Genomic DNA, 24,478 nt, shown 5'->3' with positions numbered 1-24,478 from the left:
AGACATGCCCCGCCGCCATCTCCGCATGACCGGCGCAGCCGACGACGCTCCGCTGCGGGCCGCCCTGCGCGCACTGCGTACGGAACTGGACGTGCCCGAGGAGTTCCCCGCCGACGTCCTCGCGGAGGCGGCGCAGGCCGCCGCATCGCCCCGGCTGCCCGCGGACGACGCCACGGACCTCCCCCTCTTCACCGTCGACCCACCCACCTCCGTAGACCTCGACCAGGCCATGCACCTGGTGCGCCGCAAGAGCGGCGGCTTCCGCGTGTCGTACGCGATCGCCGACGTCGCCGCGTACGTCACGCCAGGCGGCCCGCTCGACGCCGAGGCCCACCGGCGCGTCACCACCCTGTACTTCCCCGACGAGAAGGTCCCGCTGCATCCCACGTCGCTGAGCGAGGGCGCGGCCAGCCTGCTGCCCGGCCAGACGTGCCCGGCCGTCCTGTGGACGATCGACCTGGCCGCGGACGGCAGCGCCGAGCGGACCGACGTGCGTCGCGCGCTGGTCCGCAGCCGGGCCAAGCTCGACTACGAGGGGGTGCAGAGGGCAGTCGACGACGGCACGGCGGAGGAGCCCGTCGCACTGCTGCGCGAGATCGGGGAGTTGCGCGAGCAGCGCGAGGTCGACCGGGGCGGCATCTCCCTCGACGTGCCCGAGCAGGAGATCGTCGAGCGCGACGGAACGTACGAGCTGGCCTTCCGCGCCCCGCTCCCCGCCGACGGCTGGAACGCGCAGATCTCGCTCCTCACCGGCATGGCCGCCGCCGAGCTCATGATCGCCTCCGGTACGGGCGTCCTGCGGACGCTCCCCACCGCCCCCGACGGCGCCGTGGCCCGCCTGCGCCGCACCGCGAAGGCCCTGGACATCGACTGGCCGCACCACGTGTCGTACGCGCGGCTCGTCCGTTCTCTCGACGCCCGCAGGCCGCACCACGCCGCCTTCCTCCAGGAGTGCACGACGCTGCTGCGGGGCGCGGGCTACACGGCGTTCGCGGGCGGCGAGGTCCCCGAGCTGACCACGCACGCCGCGGTCGCCGCGCCCTACGCCCACTGCACCGCCCCGCTGCGCCGCCTCGTCGACCGCTACGCCTCCGAGCTCTGCCTGGCAGCCTGCGCGGACGTGCCGCCTCCCCAGTGGGTGCTCGCCGCCCTCGACGAGCTGCCGAAGGAGATGGCGGACGGCACCCGGCGCGGCAACACCGTGGAGCGCGAGTGCGTGGACCTCGTCGAGGCCGCCCTGCTCAAGGGCCGGGTCGGCGAGATCTTCGACGCGGTGGTGGTGGACGTGAAGGAGCGCGAACCGGCCGTCGGAACGGTCCAGTTGGCCGAACCCGCGGTGGTGGCCCGCATCGAGGGCGGCTCGTCGAGGCTGCCCCTGGGGGAGCGCCTACGGGTCCGCCTGGCCCAGGCGGACCCCGGCACCGCGAAGGTTCAGTTCGCACCCGCGTGAGGACGGACCGCCGATCGCAGGGCCTCCGCCGCGGGTACGGGTGTGCCACGATCGGGGGAACGACTTCCGATCTCACGGACGGCTGATCATCCGATGCCCCAGTCTGACGAGCGACCGAAGGAGGAGCGTGACATGACCGCCATGGCACACGAGCCGCTCACGCAGGCAGAGGTCCTGCTGGAGGGCTTCCTCGCTCTGGACACCCCGGAGGGATTCCGGGCGGAACTGATCGAGGGGGACATCGTCGTGACGCCGCCGCCGGACGGGGACAACGAGGACTACATCAACCTGGTCGTGAAGCAGGTGATCAGGCGTTCTCGGACCGACATGGACTTTTCCGGGAACAAGGGGCTGAAGCTGAGGAGCGGGGGCGGCTGTCCCAAGAACCATGCCGTACCGGACGGCACCTTCGCCCCCACTGAGCCTCGCCTCTTCCGCGGCGCCGACCCCTGGATGCCCTGCGAAGGCGTCGCCCTGGTGGTCGAGGTGACCTCCAGCAAGCCGGAGGCGGACCGCGAGGCCAAGCGGCGCTGCTATGCCCGGGGCGGCATCCCGCTCTATCTGCTCATCGACCGGGACGCCTCCTCCGTGACGCTCTTCCGCGACCCCCAGGGCGCCGACTACCGGGAGCTCTGCACGCGCCCCTTCGGCAAGCCCGTGGACCTGCCCGAACCATTCGCCTTCGAGCTGGAGACCGCGGACTTCAGCTGACCTCCCCGACACGGGCCGGGGGACCCGGCGGGTACCATGGGCGGCACGGCAGACGAGCCGGGCGGACGGTCGCGTGAAGATCCCTTCGGGGGCTTCCCGAGGAACGTCCGGGCTCCACAGGGCAAGGTGGTGGCTAACGGCCACCCGGGGTGACCCGCGGGACAGTGCCACAGAAAGCAGACCGCCTCGCGTTCAGGCGCGGGGTAAGGGTGAAACGGTGGTGTAAGAGACCACCAGCGCCTGAGGTGACTCAGGCGGCTAGGTAAACCCCACCTGGAGCAAGGTCAAGAGGAGCGCCGTGAGAAGCGCTCTGCGCGGACGTTCGAGGGCTGCCCGCCCGAGTCCGCGGGTAGACCGCACGAGGCCGGCAGCAATGCCGGTCCTAGATGGATGGCCGTCGCCGCGACGTCCGCGAGGACCCGCGGCACAGAACCCGGCGTACAGCCCGGCTCGTCTGCCCCACCCGCTCCGGCTCCGGCCGGGGCGGAACTTCTCCACCCCGGCCCGCACCTGTGAGGCCACAACCTGCCGGGCCTTCCCTCGGTACGTTCAGATACGTTCCCTCAGCGGAAGGCGCTCCATGACCCACCAGGACCGTTCCGGGACCGCGGCGACCCCGCCCGCCTCCTTCGCCGAGCTGGAACTGCCGCCCGCGCTGCTGCGCACGCTCGACGAGGCCGGGGTGCGCGAGCCCTTCCCGATCCAGGCCGCCACCGTGCCCAGCGCCCTCGCGGGCCGCGACGTCCTGGGGCGCGGACGCACCGGTTCCGGCAAGACGCTCGCCTTCGGTCTGCCGCTGCTGGCGCGGATCGCCGGGCGGCGCGCGGAGCCGAAGCAGCCGCTCGCGCTGGTCCTGGTACCCACCCGTGAGCTGGCCCAGCAGGTCACCGAGGCCCTCACGCCGTATGCCGAAGCGCTGCGGCTGCGGATGGCCACCGTCGTGGGCGGCATCTCGATCAGTCGGCAGATCGCCGCGCTGCGCGACGGCGTCGAGGTCGTCGTCGCCACCCCCGGCCGCCTGCACGACCTCATCGAGCGCAAGGCCTGCCGCCTGGACCGGGTCCGGATCACCGTCCTGGACGAGGCCGACCAGATGTGCGACATGGGCTTCCTGCCGCAGGTCACCGAGGCGCTCGACCAGGTGCGTCCCGACGGCCAGCGGATGCTCTTCTCGGCCACCCTGGACCGCGACGTCGACCACCTGGTCGGCGCCTATCTGCACGAGCCCGTCGTCCACTCGGTCGACCCGTCGGCCGGTGCGGTCACGACGATGGACCACCACGTCCTGGTCGTGCACGGCCCCGACCTGTACGCCGTGACCACGGAGATCGCCGCCCGCGACGGCCGCGTCCTGCTGTTCCTCGACACCAAGCACGCCGTCGACCAGCTGACCCGGCACCTGCGGGCCAGCGGTGTGCACGCCGCGGCCCTGCACAGCGGCAAGTCCCAGCCGCAGCGCACCCGCACCCTCGCCCAGTTCAAGGACGGCAAGGTCACCGTGCTGGTGGCGACCAACGTCGCGGCCCGCGGCCTGCACGTCGACGACCTCGACCTCGTGGTCAACGTGGACCCGCCGACCGATCCCAAGGACTACCTGCACCGTGCGGGCCGTACCGCCAGGGCAGGCGAGTCCGGCCGCGTCATCACGCTCGTCCTCTCGGGGCAGCGCCGCGAGACGAGCCGCGTGCTGGCCGAGGCGGGCATCGAGCCGAAGGTCACCAAGGTGCGTTCGGGCGAGGCCGTGCTGAGCCGCATCACCGGGGCGAAGCGCCCCTCCGGCACACCGCTCGACGGCGGCCCCGCCGCGCCCCGGCCCAAGAACGTGAACACCCCGTTCCGCGGCCTCGGCACCAGCAAGGACACCGCTCGCGGCGCGGGCGGCAAGTCCAAGAAGGGCGCCGAGGCCCGCAAACTCGCCGAGGCCCGCAAGGCGGCCCGAGTGCGCCGCGGCGGCTGACGGCGCCCGCTTCCTTCCGGCTTACATTCTGACGGGTTCCTCCTGCATGGTCCTGTCGATCCAGCGCGCGTAGGCGGGCGCGCTGGTGTAGAGGCCGGGCCCCTGCGAGCACGGCACCTCCGGGGCGCCGGGCCCGGAGGTGACGCCGATCAGCTCCCACCGGCCGCCCCGGCCCTTGCGGATCTGCGGTCCGCCGGAGTCCCCGAAGCACGCCATGGCCTTGGGCACCGTGGTGATCGTGCACAGCCGGGTCCGGTCCGCGTAGCCGGGCGCGCACTCGGACGCGGCGCCCCTGCGGGTGTTCAGCTCCTGGAGCCGGTCCGGGAACCTGAACTCGGTGTCCACGGTGGTGCCGAAGCCGATGAGCCGGGTGGGCGTGCCGGGCCGTCCGGGGCGCTCGGCGATCTTGATGGGCTTCTCGGCGACCGGGCGGTCCAGACGTATCAGCGCCATGTCGTCCTTGTTGGCGGCCTTGTTGTCGCCGTTCACATAGCCGGGGTGGACGAAGGCCCGGTCGATCTTCCGGACGGTGCCGCCGGACTTGCGGTGGTCGCTGCCCACGCGCACGGTGCCCTCCAGTTCGAGCCCGTCCCCCTTCACGCAGTGGGCCGCCGTCAGCACCCACTGCTTGTCGATCAGCGATCCCCCGCAGGTCCCGTCGTGGAGACCGTGCTTCGGTGCGGACTCCGGGATGGTCACCATGAACGGATAGCGCTCGGTGGAGTCCGATCCGTTGACGATGGCTCCGGCGCTGCCGACCGTGACGATGGCGCAGGCCGCGGCGACGAGAGCGCCGAGGGCGGCGGTGCGGGCGGTACGGCGGCGCGGTGGCTTGAAGCTGAACACAGGGCGTTCCTTCTGCTTGGTGAATCCGTAGGCGCTAGGCGCTAGGCGTTCAGCCTCGTCGAGCGGGGGGTGCCGGACCATCCGGGCAACCGGCCGGTCGTTGCTGGGGCAAGCCCCCCCTTGCACGGGTCCGTACCGGACGGAGTGGATACGGGCCCGCCGCGGTAGGCATTCCGCGTGCAGACTTTCCTCCCGTACCCCGACTTCACGCGATCCGCCACGGTCCTGGACCAGGCCCGCCTGGGCAAGCAGCGGGTCGAGGCGCTCCAGGTGCTGCGCGGCCTGACGGTGCCCGGCTACGGATGGCGGCACCACCCCGCGGTGCGCATGTGGACCGGCTACGAGGAAGCCCTCGTCCGCTACGGCCTCGACATGTGCGCGGTGTGGGTGGCGGAGGGGCGCAGCGACACCTGTGCCACCACCCTGGTCACCGACTTCACCCGACACCGTCCCGACACAGCCGTACGCGCCCAGGAGGAGCTCGCCGACGACGGGGAGCTGCCTCCCTGGCTGGGGGACCCGGCCTTCCACCGCAGCCATCGGTCGGCCCTGGTGCGCAAGGCGCCGGACCTCTACGCCCCGCTCTTCCCGGGCGTCCCCGACGACCTGCCCTATGTCTGGCCGTCCTCCGACCGGGCCCCCGCGTAAGAGCCTGTAGAGCGTGTAGAGCGTGTGTCAGAGCTTGCGCAGTTTGGTCGTGTAGACGTGGTTGGCGATCTTGTCGCCCAGGACGAGACCGTCCTCGGCGTCCCAGGGGAAGTGGACGCCGAGCCAGACCCGGCTCTGGGCGTCCTCCCGGGCGGCCTGCCCGAAGCTGGTGAACGAGCGGGACTTGACCGGGGACTGCGGTTCATCGGTGGTCATGGTGAAGGCGATGTCGTCGCTGCCGAAGTAGCGCTTCATCACCCCGGCCCAGGAGGCGCCGAAGGTGGCGTGTCCGGAGGCCCAGGCCGGGAAGCACGGCGAGACGTTCACTCCGGCCCGCGTCTTGAGCAAGGGCTTCCACTCGGGGTCGAGACCGCCGTCGCGGATGGCGGAGACCGGCCGCCACAGGTCGATCGGGGTCAGGTACTTCACGTCCCGCACCGCGATCCCCGCGTCCGCCATCGCGATCGAGACGAGGGCGAACAGGCGGGCGTTCTCGTACGTGGTGAGTCTGCGCTGGGTCGCGACCTCACGGGTGGCCTGGAGCAGCTGGCCCGGCGGCTTGTACGTGCCGTCCTCGTCGTTCGCCCAGAACCAGGCGACCGCCTCCTGCTCTGGGGTCCGGTTCACCTCGGGGGTCGCAGCGGTGGGTTTGTCGGCACCGGCCGTGCGCACCGCCGCCACCTGCTGCTTGTACGCGTCACTGGCGAGGAGCTTCTCGTACGTGCCGTACAGGCCGGGGGTCGGCGGCCGGAATTGCGAGCCCGACGTCAGTGCGAAGGGTTTGACCTGGCCCCAGAACGGGGTCACGGCCTGACTGGCCTGGGTACAGCTCGGGTCGACCATGTCGGGGTAACTGGTGGGCCGCCAGGCGCCGGGCTTGTTGTCCGCGACGTACACCTGGTCGTTGTCGGAGCCGTCGCCGTCGCGGGCATCGCGCATCTGCTTGACCATCGGCCCGACGACCGTGGTGTCGAGGAGGTCGAACCCGGTCGGCTCGGTGCCGAAGCGCTGCCGGAACCGTGCGTCCAGGTAGTTGGTCTGCCCCGGATAGAGCCCGAGCAGGATGTTGTAGGCCGTGCGTCCGACGACCCGCTCCTCCTCGTCGGGCCCCTCGACCCACCCCGTGTATTTCGCGGCGCGGATGTACGGCTCGGAAGTGATCTTCCCTTTCCACTTGAGCTGGTACGAGGACTCCGCGTCGTAGACGGCGGCGTTCAGCATCGCGGCGGATCTGGACATCGGGCCGGGGCCGCCGCCCTCTCTCCGGACCACCTCCATGAGCACGTCGTTCCAGTAGTGCACCGGGTCCGCGATGGTCTGCGGCGGCAGCGCCGTCTGCGCTGCCCGGGCCGGTTGCGGCACCGCGGTCAGCGCGGTGCCCGCCGCGGTCAGCACCACGGCGACCGCCAGAGCCCTGCGCCAGCGCGCCGTCCGGTTGATATGGCTGGTCCGGGTGTTCGTGGTCATGCCCAACCCCCTGATCACGGTCCTGATCACCTGCCTCAGGACGCACTACCGGAGCGGTAGCGGGCGAGATCCTCGCCGCCCCGCACCACCGGCAGAAGCCGCTTCTCACGGAATGACCGGCCCCGGTCAGCTGCTTGGCCGAAAGCCGCCGCCCCGGGGCGCCGCGGGCCGACGGACGCCTCGGCTGCCCTCACTGCTAAAATGCGACCCGCACAACTGCCTTCTCGGCGCGGATTCCGATCCGCCGGGGAGGCTTTTTTCATGTCCGGGGCGTAAAACTCGTCAGAGGAGAGCCATATCTTGAGCTCGGAGGCCAACACCACGACGGCCACCGGAACGTGGCGACTCGGCGACCTGACCGTCAGCCGCGTCGGGTTCGGCGCGATGCGTCTGACCGGTACGGCGCCCTTCGACCGCGGCGTGCCGCGCGACCGCGAGCAGGCGATGGGCGTGCTGCGGCGAGCCGTCGAGCTCGGCGTGAATCACATCGACACCGCCTCGTACTACTTCTCCGCGACGCGTTCCGCCAACGAGCTGATCAACCGGGCGCTGGCGCCGTATCCGGAGGATCTGGTCATCGCCACCAAGGTGTGGCCGGGCCGAGATCCGTCGGGCGCGTGGTGGTGGGCCGCTCCGGAGCAGCTGCGGGGGCAGGTCGAGGAAAACCTCCGCCAGCTCGGCCGCGACCACTTGGACGTGGTGAACCTGCGCGTGCCGCCGAGCCGACGGGCCGGAACGATCAGCGAGCACTTCGGAGCGCTGTCCGAGCTGCGCGACGCCGGTCTTGTCCGCCACCTCGGCGTCTCCAACGTCACCTCCGAGCAGCTGACCGAGGCCCGGGGCATCGCCCCGGTCGTCTGCGTGCAGAACCCGTACGGGATCGGGGCGGCGAAGGAGAGCGGGGCGATGCTGCGGCTCTGCGGTGAACTCGGCCTCGCCTTCGTGCCGTTCTTCGCGATCGCCGGTTCCGGCCGGGAGGCGGGCCCGGCTCCCGGTGACAGCGAGGAGGTGTGCGCCGTCGCCCGCGCGCACGGCGCGTCCCCCGCCCAGGTCCGGCTGGCCTGGACCCTGCAGCAAGGGCCGCACGTCCTGGCGATCCCGGGGACCGGTGATCCGGACCACCTCGCGGAGAACGTGGCGGCCGGCGCGCTGCGGCTCTCGGCGGCGGAGATGGCACGCCTCACCTCGGGAACAGCCGATCCGGGCAGCGCTGTTGCACCGGCAGGCGAAGCTTTCTACAGAAGGACATTTCATGACTGAGCGACCTTTGACACTCATGGCGGTGCACGCCCACCCCGACGACGAGGCCACCGGGACCGGCGGCATCCTCGCGCGGTACGCGGCGGAGGGCATCCGCACGGTTCTCGTGACGTGTACCGACGGCGGTTGCGGTGACGGGCCGGGAGGTGTGAAGCCGGAGGACGCCGCGCACGACCCCGTGGCCGTCGCCGCGATGCGCCGTGCGGAACTCCGGGCGAGCTGTGACGTCCTGAAGATCAGCGATCTGGAGACGCTGGACTATGCCGACTCCGGGATGATCGGCTGGCCGAGCAACGAGGCCCCCGGATCCTTCTGGCAGACCCCCGTGGAAGAAGGCGCCGCCCGGCTCGCCGAGCTCATGGAGCACTACCGCCCTGACGTGGTCGTCACCTACGACGAGAACGGCTTCTACGGGCACCCCGACCACATCCAGGCCCACCGCATCACGATGGCGGCGCTGGAGAAGACCGCGAAGACCGGGCTGACGCCGAAGGTGTACTGGACGACGATGCCCCGGTCGATGATGGCTCGGTTCGGGGAGATCATGCGCGAGTTCAACGAGGACATGCCGGAGCCGGACCCCGCGGAGGCCGCCGCCATGGCCGAGATCGGCCTCCCCGACGACGAGATCAGCACGTGGGTGGACACCACGGCGTTCAGCGGCCAGAAGTTCGACGCGCTCGCCGCGCACGCCAGTCAGGGCGAGAACATCTTCTTCCTGAAGATGGGCCAGGAGCGGTTCGGTGAATTGATGGGCATGGAGACCTTCGTACGGGTCCAGGACCCCACCGGCGGGCCCGTGCCCGAGACCGACCTTTTCGCCGGACTGCGCTGATCCACTTGTTCAGGCCTTGACAACTTGATTGGTCTGGACCAACGATGCGCACAGCAGCGGTGGCCACCGTCGTTCACTCCCGTCCTTCACCCCTTCCTGGAGGTGCCCCGTGGACCGTGTACGTCAGGGCAGACCCGGCGTCCGCCGGAGACTCGGCGCGGCCATCGCCGTTGGTGCGTCCGCCGCACTCGCCGTCACCGCGCTCGCCGCACCCGCGCAGTCGGCGGACACCGGAGCCGCCGACGTCAGAGCCGAAGCCAAGGCGGACGTCAGAGCCGCCGACGTCAACGTCGCCAAGAACGCCGGATTCGAGTCGGACCTGAGCAACTGGACCTGCGCCGCGAACAGCGGTGCCGCCGTCACGACCCCCGTGCACGGCGGCACCAAGGCGCTCAAGGCCACCCCGTCGGGCCAGGGCACCGCGGAGTGCTCGCAGGTCGTCGCGGTGAAGCCCAACTCGACGTACAAGCTGAGCAGTTGGGTGCAGGGCAGCTATGTCTACCTCGGCGCCCGCGGCACCGGTACCACCGACGTGTCGACCTGGACGCCGGGCAACTCGTCCTGGCAGCAGCTCTCCACCACCTTCACCACCGGATCGAACACCACGTCCGTGACCGTGTACACGCACGGCTGGTACGGGCAGAGCGCGTACTACGCCGACGACGTGAGCGTCTTCGGGCCCGACGGGGGCGGCGGCACCGATCCGGTGGAGATACCGGCCGTGCCGGGCGGCCTCGCGGCGGGCACGGCGACGTCCACGTCGGTGGACCTGTCCTGGACCCCGGTCTCCACGGCCACCGGATACACCGTCTACCGCGACGGCACGAAGGTCGCCTCGACCAGCGGCGCCGCCACGACCGTCACCGGCCTCACGCCGGAGACCACGTACAGCTTCCAGGTGAGCGCGTCGAACGCGGCGGGCGAGTCCGCCAAGTCGACGGCGGTGTCCGCCCGGACCACCAAGGGCGGCGGCGGGGACGGCGGCACCGTGCCCAAGCACGCGCTGACCGGCTACTGGCAGAACTTCAACAACGGCGCCACCGTGCAGAAGCTGCGGGACGTGTCGTCGCAGTACGACATCATCGCCGTCTCCTTCGCCGACGCCACCACCACACAGGGCCAGATCACCTTCAACCTGGACCCGGCCGTCGGCTACTCCTCCACCGCGGACTTCAAGGCGGACATCGCCGCGAAGCACGCCGCGGGCAAGTCCGTGATCCTCTCGGTCGGGGGCGAGAAGGGCACCATCTCGGTCAACAGTGACGCCTCGGCGGCGGCGTTCGCGAACAGTGCCTACGCGCTGATGCAGGAGTACGGCTTCGACGGTGTCGACATCGACCTGGAGAACGGTCTCAACCCCACCTACATGACGAAGGCGCTGCGCCAGCTCGCCGCAAAGGCGGGTTCGAAGCTGGTGCTCACGATGGCGCCGCAGACCATCGACATGCAGTCCACGTCCGGCGGCTACTTCCAGACGGCGCTGAACGTGAAGGACATCCTCACGGTCGTCAACATGCAGTACTACAACAGCGGTTCGATGCTGGGCTGCGACGGCAAGGTCTACAGCCAGGGCAACGTGGACTTCCTGACCGCGCTCGCCTGCATCCAGCTGGAGGGCGGCCTCGATCCGTCACAGGTCGGGATCGGCGTCCCGGCGTCGACGCGTGGCGCGGGCAGTGGCTACGTGGCCCCGTCGGTCGTGAACAACGCCCTCGACTGCCTGACCCGCGGCACCGGCTGCGGATCCTTCAAGCCCTCGAAGACGTACCCGGCGCTGCGCGGTGCCATGACGTGGTCCACGAACTGGGACGCGACGGCGGGCAGCGCGTGGTCGAACACGGTCGGCCCGAAGGTGCACAGCCTTCCCTAGCGTGCAGCCTGCGGCCCGCATTCCGCGGCCTGCTACTTGGTCGTGTGCGTGGGGTAGACCTGGACGTCGGTGTAGGCGCCCTTGATCTGCCCCGCGCTCGCGGGCCACTCCAGGCTCACGCTGTGGGTCTCGTTCGGGGGCGTCACCAGGATGTTGGTCGGGGACGCGAGACTGTTGCCCGAGGCGTCGATGTCGTAGGCGAGGTTGAAGACGGCGGCGTCGCCCGGCTTCAGGGTCGTGACACGCGGCTGGGCCTGGCCACGCTCGATGGGGTTCGAGGTGTTGTCCTCGTCCTTGATGTCGACGCCCGCGAAGCCCGTCGCCGAGCAGGTGGTCGAGCCCCGGTTGATCATGGTGATGTCGATCCGGCCCTCGTTCTCGTCGGGCGCGGCGTCCTGCGCGTTGATGGCCAGGTCCTCCGTCTTGCAGAACGTGACCTTGGCGCCGGTCTTCGCCGCGCTGTTCGTGCCTGCCTCCGTCTTGGTGTCCTCACCGGATCCGGCCTTCGCGTTTCCGGCCTCCGACTTCGAGTCGCCGGAGCCACCGTTCGAGGACGAGGAGGACGAGGAGCCCGAAGAGGACGAGCCCGCGGAGCCCTTGGCGGACGAGTCCGTCCCGGAGTCGCCGCCGCCACAGGCGGTGAGCGAGAGGGTGGCGGCGATGCCCATGGCGGCGAGAGCGGAGATGCGGGTGTACTTCACGGTTTCCCCCAGAAGGAGCGCGGTGCGTGCGGTCTGAAGTATTTGTATCTCGCACCGAGTCACAGGCGGTTGCCCGCGACGTCTTCGTTCTGTCACAGGCGAACCGGCGTCTGGGGGGAAGGGAAAGGGGAGGGGGAGGGGGAGGGCCGGGAAAAGGGACTAACAGCCCTCGCTGTGGCTCAGGTGGATCAGATGGGCCACGGTGGGCGCGGTCCGCTTGGTGCGGATCCGGCGCAGGTAGGTGCTCACCGTATGCACGCTGATGCCCAGGCGCCTGGCGACCTGCTTGTGTGAGAGGCCTGCCGCGATATGGGCCAGCACCTGGCGTTCCCTGTGGGACAACGCCGGTGCGTTCTGCGGGCGGCTGTTTCCTGGCATTTTCCCTCCGGGAGGGACTGTCAACACGTACGACGGCTGTAGCCGCAACGTGATCTAACCATGGTCGTGAAGAAACAGAAAGGAATCCCCGCATACCCAGGCGGAATGTGCAGGTACTGAGTACGACCGGCCGTGTCAAGTCCCCAATTCGAGTGACTGTAGGCGCGCTTCGGGGCGGGTGAGTGTGAAGACGGTCTCGGCTGGGCGCAGCCGTGCACGACCCGAATGGCATGAGCCCGGCGCGGACCAGGGAGATCGGTTGCGGCACTTTCGCCTGCTGGTGGTGGGCAACGCCGTTTCGGCGTACGGCAGTTACCTGAACATGGTCGCCCTCAACGTCTTCGTCTACGAGGTGACCGACAGCGCGCTCGCCGCTGGACTCTTCATGGCCGTACGGCTGTTGACCAGCGTCGTATCCGGCTTTGTGAGCGGACGGCTGGTCTCGGCGTACGACCGCAAGAGGTTGATGGTCGGTGCCGATCTGACGCAGTGCGTCGCCATGATAGCGCTGCTGATCGCTCCCGACGCGGGGCGAGCAGGACTCCTGTACGCGCTGGCCGTCGTGACCGGCTTCTGCTCGACCCTGTCGGGCGTCGCGCTGCGCAGCAGCATCCCGGAGATCGTCGGGGGCGAACTGCGGCTGCGGGCCAACTCACTTCTCGCGACCGGGCGTTCCCTTGCGATGATCGCCGGATTCGCCTCCGCGGGCGTCGTGGTCGCGCAACTGGGCTACGTCGCCGCCATCTCCCTGGACGCCGCCACCTTCGCGGTCTCGGCGAGCGTGCTGCTCTCGCTGCCCCTCCGTACGAGGGCGAAGGCCGAGGGTGACGCGGGGGGTGATGCGGGGAGTGCCGCCGGGGCGGCGGGCGCGGCGGAGAGCGGCGGGCGGCGGGAGGGGCGGAACGGGGCGCTTCTCATGATGCGGGCCGCCCCCGTCCTCGCCCTCATGATCGCGCTCAGAGCCGCCGACGGACTCGGCTCCTCGTCCCACAACGTGGCGCTGCCGGTCTACTCCAGCGACCTCGACCCGTCCCATCCGGCCACTTTCGTCAGCCAGTTCTGGGCCACCTGGGCCATCGGCAACATCGTCATGCAGCAGGTGTGCGGGCGGTGGGCCGGGCGTGGCGGGCGGCAGGGGCCGGGGGAGCGGGCCTTCGCGGTCGGGGCCTGCGTGATGTCCGCCGCGTTCATCGTGGTCTTCGCCGGGCTGCCCACGGGGGTCGCGGTCGCGGCCGCCCTGGTGGCGGGCATGGCCGACGGGCTCACCGAGATCGCGTACGTCACCCGCCTCCAGGCCGCGCCCGACGAGGAGCGCGGCAGGCTCTTCGGGCTCTCCGCGTCGGTCGAGAACACCGGGTTCGGCCTCGGCATGCTCGTCAGCGGCGCCCTCCTCGACCGCCTCTCGCCCCTTCAAGTCGTGGGGCTGCTGCATGGGGTGGCGATCGTGCTCTGTCTGGCGTTGTTCGTCGTCCTGGTGCGTCACCAAGGGGGGAAGGGCGAGAGCCGGGAACGTCAGGTACTTCGTAACGAGAGCGGGAGTGAAGTCCGGTGAGCGGTGCAGTGTGTGACGCCGTGGCCGTCGTCGGGATGTCCTTCCGGCTGCCCGGCTCCGACACCCCGGAGGAGTTCTGGCGCACGATCCGCGACGGCGCCGACCGCATCCGCCGCTTCACCGACGCCGAACTCGCCGCCGCCGGGGTGCCCGAAGAGGAGTACCGCGCCGACGATTTCGTCGGGGCGAGCGGCGTCCTCGACGACATCGCCGGGTTCGACGCGGGCTTCTTCGGGATGAGCGCGCACGAGGCCCGGATCACCGATCCGCAGCACCGCCTGTTCCTGGAGTGCGTGCACCACGCTCTGGAGGACGCCGGGTACGCGGGCGGCGGTGGTGGTGGCGGCGGTGACGGCGGCGGTGGCGGGGGCGGCGGCGGTGGCGGGGGCGGTGACATAGGGGTGTACGCGAGCACCGGCTACCACCTCTACTCCCTGCAGAACTACCTGCAGAACAACGTCCTGCCCGGCGGCGTCGCGGACTGGGTCGCCGGGCTACAGGTCACCATCGGCAACTTCGCCGACTTCACCGCCAACCGCGCCGCCTACCGACTCGGCCTGACCGGCCCGGCCGTCAACGTCCAGACGGCGTGCTCCAGTTCGCTCACGGCCGTGTACATCGCCGCGCAGTCGGTCGCGACCGGCGAGTGCGACCTCGCCGTCGCCGGGGCCACCGCCCTCCATGTGCCGCAGGTGCTCGGCTACCGGTACGTGAAGGGCTCCATCCTCTCCAAGAGCGGCCGCCTGCGGCCCTTCGACGCCGACGCCGACGGCACGGTCGGCGGCACCGGCGTCGTGGCGGTGGTGCTCAAGCGCCTCGACCGGGCCGTCGCCGACGGCGACCACATCCACGGCGTCATCCGGGGCTGGGGCGTCAACAACGACGGCGCGGACAAGAAGGCGTTCACGGCGCCCAGCGCGGCAGGCCAGCGGGGCGCGATCCGCCGCGCCCTGGACCGGGCGGGCGTCGACGCGGGCACCATCGGCTATCTGGAGACGCACGGCACCGGCACGTTCAAGGGCGACCCGATCGAGTTCGAGGGCGCCACCGCCGCGTTCCGGGCCGACACCGACCGTACGGGCTTCTGCGCACTCGGCTCGGTGAAGGCCAACATCGGTCACCTCGACGTGTGTTCGGGCCTCGCGAGCCTGGTCAAGGCCCTACTCGTACTGCGGCACGGCGTCATCCCGCCGATGGCCAACTTCCGCCGCCCCAACCCGGCCCTCGACCTCGCGTCCAGCCCGTTCTACGTGCCCGACTCCGCACGCCCGTGGCCGCGGAGCGACGTACCGCGGCGGGCCTGCGTCAGCTCCTTCGGCGTCGGCGGCACGAACGTCCACCTCGTACTGGAACAGGCCCCCGACCCCGCGCCGCGCCCGGCCGGCACCTCGCGGCCCGCGGGCGTCCTGGTGCTCTCGGGCCACACCGAAGCGGCCCTCGCCGACAACGTTGCCGCCCTGCGCGACCATCTGCGCGCGCACCCCGGGACCCACCCCGCGGACCTCGTGACCACGCTGGCCCTCGGCCGCGCCCACCGCAGACACCGGCTCGCGGTACGGGGCGACACCGTGGCGGCGCTCACCGGCGCCCTGGACGACTGGTTGCCGCGACAGCCGTCCCGTGCGGGCGGCGACACCGGCACCGGCTTCCTCTTCACCGGGCAGGGCAGCCTCCACCGGGGTGCGGCACGCGTCCTCTACGAGCGGTTTCCCGTCGTACGCGAGGTTTTGGACGCCTGCGAGCGGCAGTTCGCCGGGCTCACCGGCGGGGGCAGCCTCCTCGCCCCGCTGCTCGGCACCGGGGACCCGGCCGCGGGGGAGAGGGCCGGGCAACAGGCGGGCGAGCAGGTGAGGGACACCGAGGTCGCGCAGCCCGCGCTCTTCGCGCTGCAGTGCGCTCTCGTCGGCCTGTGGCGCGAGGCCGGGATCGCCCCGCGCGTGGTGGCCGGGCACAGCGTGGGCGAGTACGGCGCGCTGTACGCGGCGGGGGTGCTGTCCGCCGAGGACGGGCTGCGCCTGACGGCCGGGCGCGGCAGGCTGATGCGGCTGCGGTGCGCGCCGGGCGCGATGGTCGCGGTCCCGGTACGGGAGCGCGCGGCGGAGAAGCTGGCCGCCGAGGTGCCCGGTGTGGCCCTCGCCGTCACGAACGGCCGGCTCAGCCAGGTGCTCGCGGGCCCGGCCGCCGCCATGGAGGACATGATGGAGCTGCTGGCCGAACGAGGCGTCCACGCGCGGGAGTTGCCGGTGCGGCAGGCCTTCCACACCGCGCTCATGGACCCGGCCCTCGACGGGCTCCGCGAACTGGTGGCCGACGTCGCACTGCGGCCGAGCGCGGTGCCGTTCGTGAGCGGACTCGACGGGCGCACCCGGCCGGTGGGCTGGGTGCCGGACGCCGAGTATTTCGTACGGCAGGCGCGTGAGCCGGTGCGATTCGCGGACGTACTGCGGGAGGTGGGGTCGTCGGCCGACGGCTTGGGCGCGCTCGTGGAGATCGGCCCGCACACGACCCTCAGCGGACTCGCCCGCCGGGAGCTGCCGGAGCGGGCGGCACACCCGACGCTGCGGCGCGGTGCCGGGCTCGCGCCGCTGTGGGACGCGGCCGCCGGACTGTACCGGGCCGGGGCGCCGGTCGACTGGCGGATCTTCATGGGCGGGGCGGGCCGCAGGATTCCCCTGCCCGGCTACCGATTCCAGCACAAGGACTACTGGACAGGGCCGGAGAATCACCTTCCCCGGCCAGGACAACCCGTACAAACGGCAAGGGATGGGGCGGAAGTGGCACAGGACGAGGCAGCGGTCGAGCGCGTGCTCCAGCACATCATCAAGGTCACCGCGAAGCACCTCAGCTACGACACGAGCGAGATAGCCGAGGACGCGTCCTTCTTCGACCTGGGAGCGGACTCGCTGCAAATGATCGGCGTGCTACGCGAGTTGGAGGAGGAGCACCGGGTCAAGGTGTCGATGCGGGAGCTCTTCGAGGAGGCGGGGTCGGCGAAGGGGCTAGCGCTGATCATCGTGGGGAAGATGGGGGGTGAGGCGGGGGAGCCGGTGGTGAGGGAACCGGTGCCTGTGCCTGTGCCTCTGCCTGCGTCTGCGTCTGCGTCTGCGTCTGCGCCTGTGTCAGTGCCGGTGGTGGCGTCTCTGCGGGCCCCCGAGCCCGCCCCGGCCCCGGTCCCGGCCGCCGCCGCACCCGCCGAGTACGCCACCCGCCGAGAAGTGGACGACCTCGTACGCCAGGTCCATCAGCTCTCGCAGATGCAGCTCCAGCTCATGGGCCAGCTCTCCCAGCTGCTTGCCGCGCAGACCGCGCAGACCGCGCACGTGGTCGCCGACGCCGAGGCGGGCCGGTGACCGGGACCGCGGCCGCCGACCGCTCCGTATCCGCCGCGGTCGACGCGGACCTCGCCGCGATGACCGAGCTCTCGGAGCGCATCGCCCAGCAGATGGGCGCACCGGCACCGGCACCGCCACCGGCACCAGCACCGGCACCGGAGCCGACCGACGCGCCCCCCGCCCAGCACGGCCCCCGCCTGGAGGTGGCCCGCGGCTCCGGCATGCTCCGAGGCAACGCGTCCGAGAGGCAGCGCACCCACCTCGACGACCTCGTGCGGCGCTACACCGCCAAGACGCCCACCTCGAAGAACATCGCCCAGCGCTACCGCCGCGTGCTCGCCGACAGCAGGGCGGCGGTCGGCTTCCGCAGCAGTACGAAGGAGATGCTGTACCCCATCGCGGGGCGGCGGGCGCGCGGCTCCTGGCTTGAGGACGTCGACGGCAACCGTTACGTCGACATCACCATGGGCTTCGGCGTCCTGCTCTTCGGCCACGAGCCCGCCTTCGTCACCGAGGTGGTCCGCGAGCACCTCGCGCGCGGCATCCAGCTCGGCCCCCGCAACGTGGAGACCGGCGAGGCCGCGGAGCTGCTCGCCGAGCTGACCGGCATGGAGCGGGTCGCCTTCGCCAACTCCGGTACGGAGGCGAACTCCGCGGCCATCCGGCTCGCCCGCGCCGCCACGGGCCGCTCCCGCATCATCACGTTCGAGGGCGCCTACCACGGCCACAACGACAACGTCCTCGGCCGCTCCCCGCGCACCGGCGGCGACGGCCTCACCACCGTCCCGATGTCCGCGGGCGTACCGCCCAACGCCGTCGCCGACCTGCTCGTCCTGCCGTACGGCAGCGAGGAGAGCCTCGCGGTCATCGAGCAGCAGGCGGGCGACATCGCGGCGGTCGTCGTGGAGCCGGTGCAGAGCCGCCATCCGTCGCTCCAGCCCGCCGGTTTCGTACGCAGGCTGCGCGAGCTGACCCGGCGGCACGGCATCGTGCTGCTCTTCGACGAGATGCTGACCGGCTTCCGGCCCGCGCCGCGCGGCGCCCAGGAGCTCTACGGCGTCACGCCCGACCTGGCCACGTACGGCAAACTGCTCGGCGGCGGCTTCCCGATCGGGGCCATCGCGGGCCGGGCCGACATCATGGACGGCATCGACGGCGGCCACTGGAACTACGGGGACGACAGCTACCCGGCGGCCGACACCACGTTCTTCGGCGGCACCTACATCCAGCACCCGGTGTCGATGGTCGCCACCCGCGCCGTGCTGTCCCACCTCAAGGAGCACAGCCCACGGCTCCAGGAGCGCCTGAACGCCCGCACGGACGAACTCGCCGCCACCCTCAACGCCTTCTTCGAGGACGAGGGGTTCGCCCTGAGCATGAGCCACTTCGGCTCGATGTTCCGCTTCGAGCACCGTGCGGACATGGAACTGCTCTACCACCACCTCATGCTGCGCGGCGTCCATGTGTGGGAGTGGCGCAACTTCTTCCTGTCCACCGAACACTCCGACGGGGACATCGAGTTCCTCGTGGACGCGGTGCAGGGGTCGCTGCGGGAGCTGCGCGCGGCGGGGTTCTCCCTCGGCGGGCCGAAGGCGCCGGTGAGGGCACCGGTGAAGGCCATGGCATGGAACGGGGCGGCGGCGGTCGCCGCACGGGCCGAGCCGAAGCACGAGCCGAAGCGTGAACCTGAGCGTGAGCCGAAGCGTGAACCTGAGCGCGAACCGGAGAGTCGCCGTCCCGCCCGACAGGGCCCCCGCACCCTCGACTTCGGCGTCTACTTCTTCGGCGACTATCCGCAGGACGACTCCGCACCCCGCCACGGCAAGTACGACCACCTCCTGGAAACGGCCCGGTTCGCCGACCGCAACGGCTTCCACTCCCTGTGGATCCCCGAACGGCACTTCCACTCCTTCGGCGGCCTGTTCCCCAACCCCGTCGTCCTCGCCGCCGCCCTCGCCCGCGAGACCGACCGCATCCGCATCAACGCGGGCTCCGTGGTGCTGCCCCTGCACGACCCGATCCGCGTCGCCGAAGAGTGGTCGATGGTCGACAACCTCTCCGGCGGCCGGATCGGCATCGGCTGCGCGAGCGGCTGGCACGCCAACGACTTCGTCTTCTTCCCCGAACGCTTCGGCTTGCACAAGGAGAAGATGTACGAACAGGTCGCGCAGGTACGGCAGTTGTGGCGCGGTGACCCCGTGCGCCGCACCACGGGCAACGGCGAGAGCGACCTGCGGCTGTTCCCCCGGCCGGTCCAGGACGCCCCGCCGATGTACACGGCCGTCGTCGGCAACCCGGCGTCGTACGAACTGGCCGCACGCCACGACCTGGGCATCGTCACCAACCTCATGACCCAGAGCGTCGAGCTGCTCCACGAGAACGTCGCGCTCTACCGCCGAACGCGCGCCGCCTGCGGCCTGGATCCGGACGCGGGGCACGTGGCCGTGCTGCTGCACACCTACCTCGCCGAGGACCACGCGGCGGCGCGCGCCGAGGCACGTGAACCACTCGCGCGGTACATGCGCTCGTCGCTTTCCCTGTTCGGGAACGTCGCCAACAGCCTGGGCCACCAGGTCGACCTGTCGTCGATGACCGAGGACGACTTGGACGTGGTCTTCCGCCGCGCCTACGACCGGTACTGCGACCAGCGGGCCCTCATCGGCAGCCCCGAGAGCGTACGGTCCGTGGTGGACGCGGTGCACGCGGCTGGCGCCGACGAGATCGTCGGCCTCGTCGACTTCGGGGTCGCCCCCGCCGCCCTGCGGGAGGGCCTGGTCCACTTCGACGACCTGCGCCGCAAGTACGTGACGACCGCGGGAAGCCCGCCCGCTCCCGGCGGCGGGGGCAGCGGAGAACCCCTCTCACCCGGCCAGCAGCGCATCTGGTTCGTGGAGCGGATGCTGCCCGGCCGCACCGCCTACAACGAGACCAAGGCCATCGAGTTCGAGGGCCCGCTTGACGCCACCGCCCTGCGGTCCGCGCTCGGCGCCCTGGCCGCGCGACACGAACAGCTGCGGACCGTCTTCCGTGAAGTGCGCGGCGAAGCGCGGCAGTTCACGCTCCCGCCGGGAGAAGTGGACTTCGAGGTCGTCGACGGCGCGCGGGGCGGCGATCCCGTCGCCGACGTCCTCAAGGCCGAGAGCGAGCGCCGCTTCGACTTGGCGCAAGGCCCGCTGTTCGTCGCGCGCCTCGTCCGCCTCGGTGATCGGCGGCACGTCCTCGTCCTGTCCCTGCACCACATCGTGATGGACGCGGCCTCGGCCGCCGTTCTCGCCCGGGACGTGTCCGCCCTCTACCGCGAGCGGCTGCCGGGCGCGCCGGCCGCGGCCCTCCCCGCCCTCACTCGTACGTACGCCGACCACGCCCGCGGCCAGCTCGGCTCGCTCGACGGCCCGAAGGCGGCCGAGGACCTCGCGTACTGGAAGAAGGCGCTCGACGGAGACCTGCCCCTCCTGGCGCTGCCCGCCGACCGGCCGAGGCCCGCCGTGCCGACGTCGCGCGGCCGTGCCCTGTTCCGCACGCTCGACACCGAACTCTCGCGGCGAGTACGCGAGTTCGGCCGGGCGCGGCGCAGCACCCTCTTCATGACCCTGCTCGCCGGTTACGCGGCCGCGCTGCACCGTGTCACCGGCCAGGACGACCTCGTCATCGGCACCCCGATGTCCGACCGCACGCCCGAGTACGAGGACGTGGTCGGCTTCTTCGTCAACACCCTGACGCTGCGCCTCGACCTCTCCGGCGACCCGGACTTCGGCACGCTCCTCGACCGGGTGCGCGGGGTGGCCCTGGACGCGTACGACCACGCCGACGTGCCGTTCGAGGCGGTCGTGCGGGAGCTCGCGCCGCCGCGCACGCTCGGCCGGACGCCGGTCTTCCAGACGCTCGCCGAGTTCGAGACGGGCGACCCGTTCCGCTTCGACCTGCCCGGGGTGCGGGCGACACCGCTCGACGCCGGGCCCGACAAGGCGCTGACCGACCTCAGCGTGTACTTCACCGACGGGCCCGACGGCATCCGCTGCCACCTGGAGTACTCCACCGACCTCTTCGACGAGGCGACGGTCGACGCGCTCTTCGGGACGTTCCGTGCCGTGCTCACGGAGGCGGTGGGCGCGGAGGCGCGGGGCGCGGAGGTGCTGGCCGCGGAGGTGCAGGAGTGGCGTCGTGGCCCCGTCCGGCAGCGCACCCGCAGCACGGTCGACTCCCTGGCGTCACGCTGGGCCGAGGTCGCCCCGCACCGCACCGCGGTGATCAGCGGCGAAGTGACGCTCTCGTACGGGGAGTTGGCCGAGCGTGCGGAACGCCTCGCGGGTGCGCTGCGCGCCGGTGACGCGGGGGGCGCGGGCGGCGCTCCCGTCGCCCTGTGGCTGCCGCGCGGCGCCGACCTGATCGTCGCCATGCTCGCCGCCCTCAAGTCCGGCCACGGGTATGTGGCGTTGGACCCGGGACAGGGCAGGGCGCGGGCCGAGGCGATCCTCGCGGAGAGCGGCGCCCGGCTCCTGGTCGTGGACGGTGCCGAGCGCGAGGACGCGCGCCCGAAGCCGCCGGACGGAGCCGCCGTGATCGATGTCGGCACCGACTCCGTCGCCGTACGTGCCGTACCCCCCGCCGGGGCCGCACCGGCCCACGGATCCGAATCCCTCTGCCTCGCCGTCTACACCTCCGGCAGCACCGGCACCCCCAAGGGCGTCGCGATCCCGCACCGGGCCGTGGTGGACCTCTGCCAGTGGCACCACGAACGCTTCGGGTTCACGGCGGACGACCGCGCCGCGGCCGTCTGCAGCCAGGGCTTCGACGCCTCGGCGCTGGAGATCTGGGCCGCCCTGACCGCGGGCGCCACGGTCGTCGTGGCCGACGACGACACCCGCAGGGACCCGGCCGTGCTGGCCCGCTGGTACACGGAGCACGGGATCACCTTTTCCATCCTGCCGACCGCGCTCGGCGAGGCGGTCCTCGCGCTGCCGGACGACCGGCAGCCCCCGCTGCGGCACCTGCTCCTGGGCGGCGACGTCCTGCGCACCCGGCCGCGCCCCGGCGCCCCGTACGAGACGGTGAACGTGTACGGCCCCACCGAGGTGACGGTGCTCTGCACGACCCAGACGGTGGAGCCCGCGGGCGCCACTGACGCCCCCATCCCGATCGGCCGCCCCGTCGACAACGTCACGCTGCGCGTTCTGGACGAGCGCGGCCGCGAGGTGCCCGCCGGTGAGGTGGGGGAGCTCCACGTCGGGGGCCCCGGCGTGGCCACCGGCTATCTGGGCAGGCCCGACCTGACCGCGGAGCGCTTCGTCGACGACCCGCGGGGCACGGAAGGGCGGCTGTACCGGACCGGTGACCTGGTGCGCCGGAACGCGGCGGGCGCGCTGGAGTTCCGTGGCCGGACCGACGACCAGGTGAAGATACGGGGCTACCGCGTCGAGCCCGAGGAGGTCGCGCGGGCCCTCAACGGCCTGGCGGAGGTCGGCGAGGCGGTCGTTCTGTCCCGCCGCGACCAGCGGGGCGAGGCGGGGCTCGTCGCCCACGTCGTGCCCGCGCGTCCCGGCGCGCCCGAGCGGGAGCTCGCGGACCGGCTGACGGCGGAGCTGGCCGGGCTGCTGCCCGACCACATGGTGCCGCGCGCCTGGGCCGTGCTGCCCCGCCTCCCCCTGTCCGGCAACGGCAAGCTGGACCGGTCCGCGCTACCCGCCCCCACTCTGATCACCTCTCCCACCAGTCCCTCAGCTCCCACCAGTCCCTCAGCTCCCGCCGTGCGGCCGCGCCCCGCGAGTGACGCCATCGAGGCACGCCTGAAGCAGCTGTGGGCCGAGGAGTTCGAGACGGAGGTGGCGGCGATCACCGCCGACGCCTCCTTCTTCGACCTCGGCGGCCACTCCCTCACCGCGATCCGGCTTGCGAACGGGGTGCGGGAGGAGTTCGGCACGGAGTACCCCGTGGCGCGCTTCTACGAGGAGCCGACCCTGCGGGCCATGGCGGCGTACCTCGCGGGAGACCTCGGCGAGGGCGACGAGGCGGATGAGGCAGAACAGGCGGATGAGGCGGAACAGGCGGATGAGGCGGAACAGGGCGTGACGGACGTCGTCGGCCGCGCCCCCGTCACCGTCCAGCAGGGCGCCTTCATCACCCGCCACCGCACGCACCCCCGCCCGCAGATCTACAACGTGGCGATGCGGCTCACCCTGACGGGAGCCATGGACGTAACCGCCCTGCGCACCGCGCTGACCGGACTCGTCGCCCGGCACGAGGCGTTGCGCACCCGCTTCGTCGAGGACGACGGGCAGTGGTGGCAGGAGGCACTGCGTCCCCGGCCGGTGGAGCTGCCGGAGGAGGACCTCGTCGCGCGCCACGGTTCGGTGCGGGCGGCCGAGGACGCGGCGGAGCGCACGGCCGCCGACACGGCGGCGGTCCCCTTCGACATCGAGGCCGAACTCGGCCCGGTCCTGCGCCTGCTGCGCACAGGGCCGGACCGCTGGGTGCTGCTCTTCGTCCTGCACCACGCGGCCTGCGACGGCTGGTCGGTCAGTGTCCTGCTGCGGGAGCTGGCCGCGCTGTACCGGGCGGCGGCCACCGGGGTCCCGCACGGCCTGCCGGAACATGTTCCGCAGCCGGGCGAGTACGCGCGCTGGCAGCGCGAGCAGAGCCGCACGCAGGACACGGGGCGCCTGGTCGACTACTGGGCGCGCGAGTTGGCAGGGGCCACCTTCGGGATGCCGTTGCCGCTCGACCGGCCCCGGCCCGCCGAGCTGAGCGGGGCCGGTGACGTGGTGCTGTTCACGGTGGACCGGGCCGCGCGCGCCGATGTGGAGGCGCTGGCGCGAAGGCACCGTACGACACCGTTCGTGGTGACGGCGTCGGCGTTCGCGCGGCTTGTCGCGGAGGCGGGGGACGGTCCCGACGTCGTGCTCGGCATCTCTCACGCCAACCGTGAGCGGCGGGCGTTCGAGGCGCTCGCGGCCTGCACGGTGTCGTCGTTCACGCTACGGGTCCGGGGCGACGCCGCCGCGTCGTTCGGGGCGCTCGTGGACCAGGTGGCGCGCAGCTCGGTCGGGGCCATCGACCACGCGGCGCCGCTGCGTGCGGTGGCGGCGGACGTGAGCGCCGTGCTCGGCGCCGAGATCCCGGACCGGCTGTCGCTGGGCTTCCAGTACCAGAGTTCGCTGGAGACGGAGGTCGAGCTGCCGGGTGTGACGACGGCGGTCGAGGACCTCGCGGTGCCGGGCGCCCGCTCCGAGTTCAACTTCGGGCTGATCCCGACGGGCGACGTGCTCTCCGGGTATCTGGAGTACTCGACCGATCTGTGGGACCGGGCCACGGTCGAGGGCTGGACGGCCGCGTACGTGGAGCTGCTCGCGAGGGAGGTGGGGGAGGCGCTGGGCCGGTAGCGGGAGCGGGAGGGGAGTGGGTGCGGGAGGGGAGTGGGCGCGGGTGGGGAGTGGGCGCGGGTGGGGCGCCCTCCTCCCCGCACCCACAAACCCTT

14 protein-coding genes and 1 other RNA gene are annotated in these 24,478 nt (G+C 71.8%); 11 read left to right on the top strand and 4 right to left on the bottom strand.

Translation table 11 applies throughout. From position 1 onward, the window contains the following. Positions 1-4 precede the first annotated feature (4 nt). The 4 genes from ABZ953_RS00840 (at position 5) to ABZ953_RS00825 (ending at position 4,118) form a co-directional block, all read left to right on the top strand. Entirely contained in the window at positions 5-1,450 is a 1,446-nt protein-coding gene (locus ABZ953_RS00840) for an RNB domain-containing ribonuclease (RefSeq protein WP_361714503.1), read from the top strand. Between the two features lie 141 nt (positions 1,451-1,591). Next, the gene (locus tag ABZ953_RS00835) at positions 1,592-2,161 is read left to right on the top strand and encodes a Uma2 family endonuclease (RefSeq protein WP_361715592.1); all 570 of its coding nucleotides are present in this window, start codon (positions 1,592-1,594) and stop codon (positions 2,159-2,161) included. A 53-nt stretch (positions 2,162-2,214) separates the two neighbouring features. Beyond that, positions 2,215-2,618, top strand: an RNA gene (gene rnpB / locus ABZ953_RS00830) — RNase P RNA component class A. A 123-nt stretch (positions 2,619-2,741) separates the two neighbouring features. After that, positions 2,742-4,118 (top strand): DEAD/DEAH box helicase, encoded by a 1,377-nt coding sequence (locus ABZ953_RS00825; protein ID WP_361714500.1) that lies wholly within the window; start codon positions 2,742-2,744, stop codon positions 4,116-4,118. Between the two features lie 21 nt (positions 4,119-4,139). Here the strand turns inward: ABZ953_RS00825 and ABZ953_RS00820 are convergent, their stop codons facing one another. Further along, complete coding sequence (locus ABZ953_RS00820) at positions 4,140-4,964, bottom strand: serine protease (protein ID WP_361714497.1); 825 nt, start codon at positions 4,962-4,964, stop codon at positions 4,140-4,142. Between the two features lie 177 nt (positions 4,965-5,141). On the opposite strand from ABZ953_RS00820, the gene ABZ953_RS00815 reads away from it, so the two are divergent. Further along, complete coding sequence (locus ABZ953_RS00815; RefSeq protein ID WP_361714494.1) at positions 5,142-5,612, top strand: MSMEG_6728 family protein; 471 nt, start codon at positions 5,142-5,144, stop codon at positions 5,610-5,612. Between the two features lie 27 nt (positions 5,613-5,639). On the opposite strand, the gene ABZ953_RS00810 is transcribed toward ABZ953_RS00815, so the two are convergent. After that, entirely contained in the window at positions 5,640-7,079 is a 1,440-nt protein-coding gene (locus ABZ953_RS00810) for a vanadium-dependent haloperoxidase (RefSeq protein ID WP_361714491.1), read from the bottom strand. 384 nt (positions 7,080-7,463) lie between these two features. Here ABZ953_RS00810 and ABZ953_RS00805 point away from each other — a divergent pair, with 384 nt between their 5' ends. From ABZ953_RS00805 to ABZ953_RS00795, 3 genes are all read left to right on the top strand, one after another. Next, positions 7,464-8,339: an aldo/keto reductase gene (locus ABZ953_RS00805; RefSeq protein WP_361715589.1), complete on the top strand. Its 876-nt coding sequence runs from the start codon at positions 7,464-7,466 to the stop codon at positions 8,337-8,339. Further along, positions 8,332-9,174: a PIG-L family deacetylase gene (locus ABZ953_RS00800; RefSeq protein ID WP_361714489.1), complete on the top strand. Its 843-nt coding sequence runs from the start codon at positions 8,332-8,334 to the stop codon at positions 9,172-9,174. The genes ABZ953_RS00805 and ABZ953_RS00800 overlap by 8 nt, the downstream gene beginning before the upstream one ends. 109 nt (positions 9,175-9,283) lie before the next feature. Then, a complete protein-coding gene (locus ABZ953_RS00795) occupies positions 9,284-11,044 on the top strand; it encodes a glycoside hydrolase family 18 protein (protein WP_361714486.1) in 1,761 nt (586 codons plus the stop codon). A gap of 32 nt (positions 11,045-11,076) precedes the next feature. On the opposite strand, the gene ABZ953_RS00790 is transcribed toward ABZ953_RS00795, so the two are convergent. Further along, positions 11,077-11,745: a DUF4232 domain-containing protein gene (locus ABZ953_RS00790; RefSeq protein ID WP_361714483.1), complete on the bottom strand. Its 669-nt coding sequence runs from the start codon at positions 11,743-11,745 to the stop codon at positions 11,077-11,079. A 159-nt stretch (positions 11,746-11,904) separates the two neighbouring features. Next, positions 11,905-12,123, bottom strand: coding sequence for a helix-turn-helix transcriptional regulator (locus ABZ953_RS00785; RefSeq protein WP_361714481.1), 219 nt, complete (start codon positions 12,121-12,123; stop codon positions 11,905-11,907). A 259-nt stretch (positions 12,124-12,382) separates the two neighbouring features. Between ABZ953_RS00785 and ABZ953_RS00780 the strand changes: the two genes are divergently transcribed. From ABZ953_RS00780 to ABZ953_RS00770, 3 genes are read left to right on the top strand one after another with little or no spacing between them, the layout of a single operon-like run. After that, a complete protein-coding gene (locus tag ABZ953_RS00780) occupies positions 12,383-13,675 on the top strand; it encodes an MFS transporter (RefSeq protein ID WP_361714478.1) in 1,293 nt (430 codons plus the stop codon). Beyond that, the gene (locus ABZ953_RS00775; RefSeq protein WP_361714475.1) at positions 13,672-17,025 is read left to right on the top strand and encodes a beta-ketoacyl synthase N-terminal-like domain-containing protein; all 3,354 of its coding nucleotides are present in this window, start codon (positions 13,672-13,674) and stop codon (positions 17,023-17,025) included. Before ABZ953_RS00780 ends, ABZ953_RS00775 begins: the two co-directional genes overlap by 4 nt. Further along, the gene (locus ABZ953_RS00770; RefSeq protein WP_361714472.1) at positions 17,022-24,383 is read left to right on the top strand and encodes a MupA/Atu3671 family FMN-dependent luciferase-like monooxygenase; all 7,362 of its coding nucleotides are present in this window, start codon (positions 17,022-17,024) and stop codon (positions 24,381-24,383) included. Before ABZ953_RS00775 ends, ABZ953_RS00770 begins: the two co-directional genes overlap by 4 nt. Positions 24,384-24,478: the final 95 nt, after the last annotated feature.

It is taken from the genome of Streptomyces sp. NPDC046465 (genome assembly GCF_040646035.1).
Classification (GTDB): Bacteria; Actinomycetota; Actinomycetes; order Streptomycetales; family Streptomycetaceae; genus Streptomyces.
The sequence above is the reverse complement of the archived record's forward strand: the minus strand, read 5'-3'. Positions and strand labels throughout refer to the sequence as shown.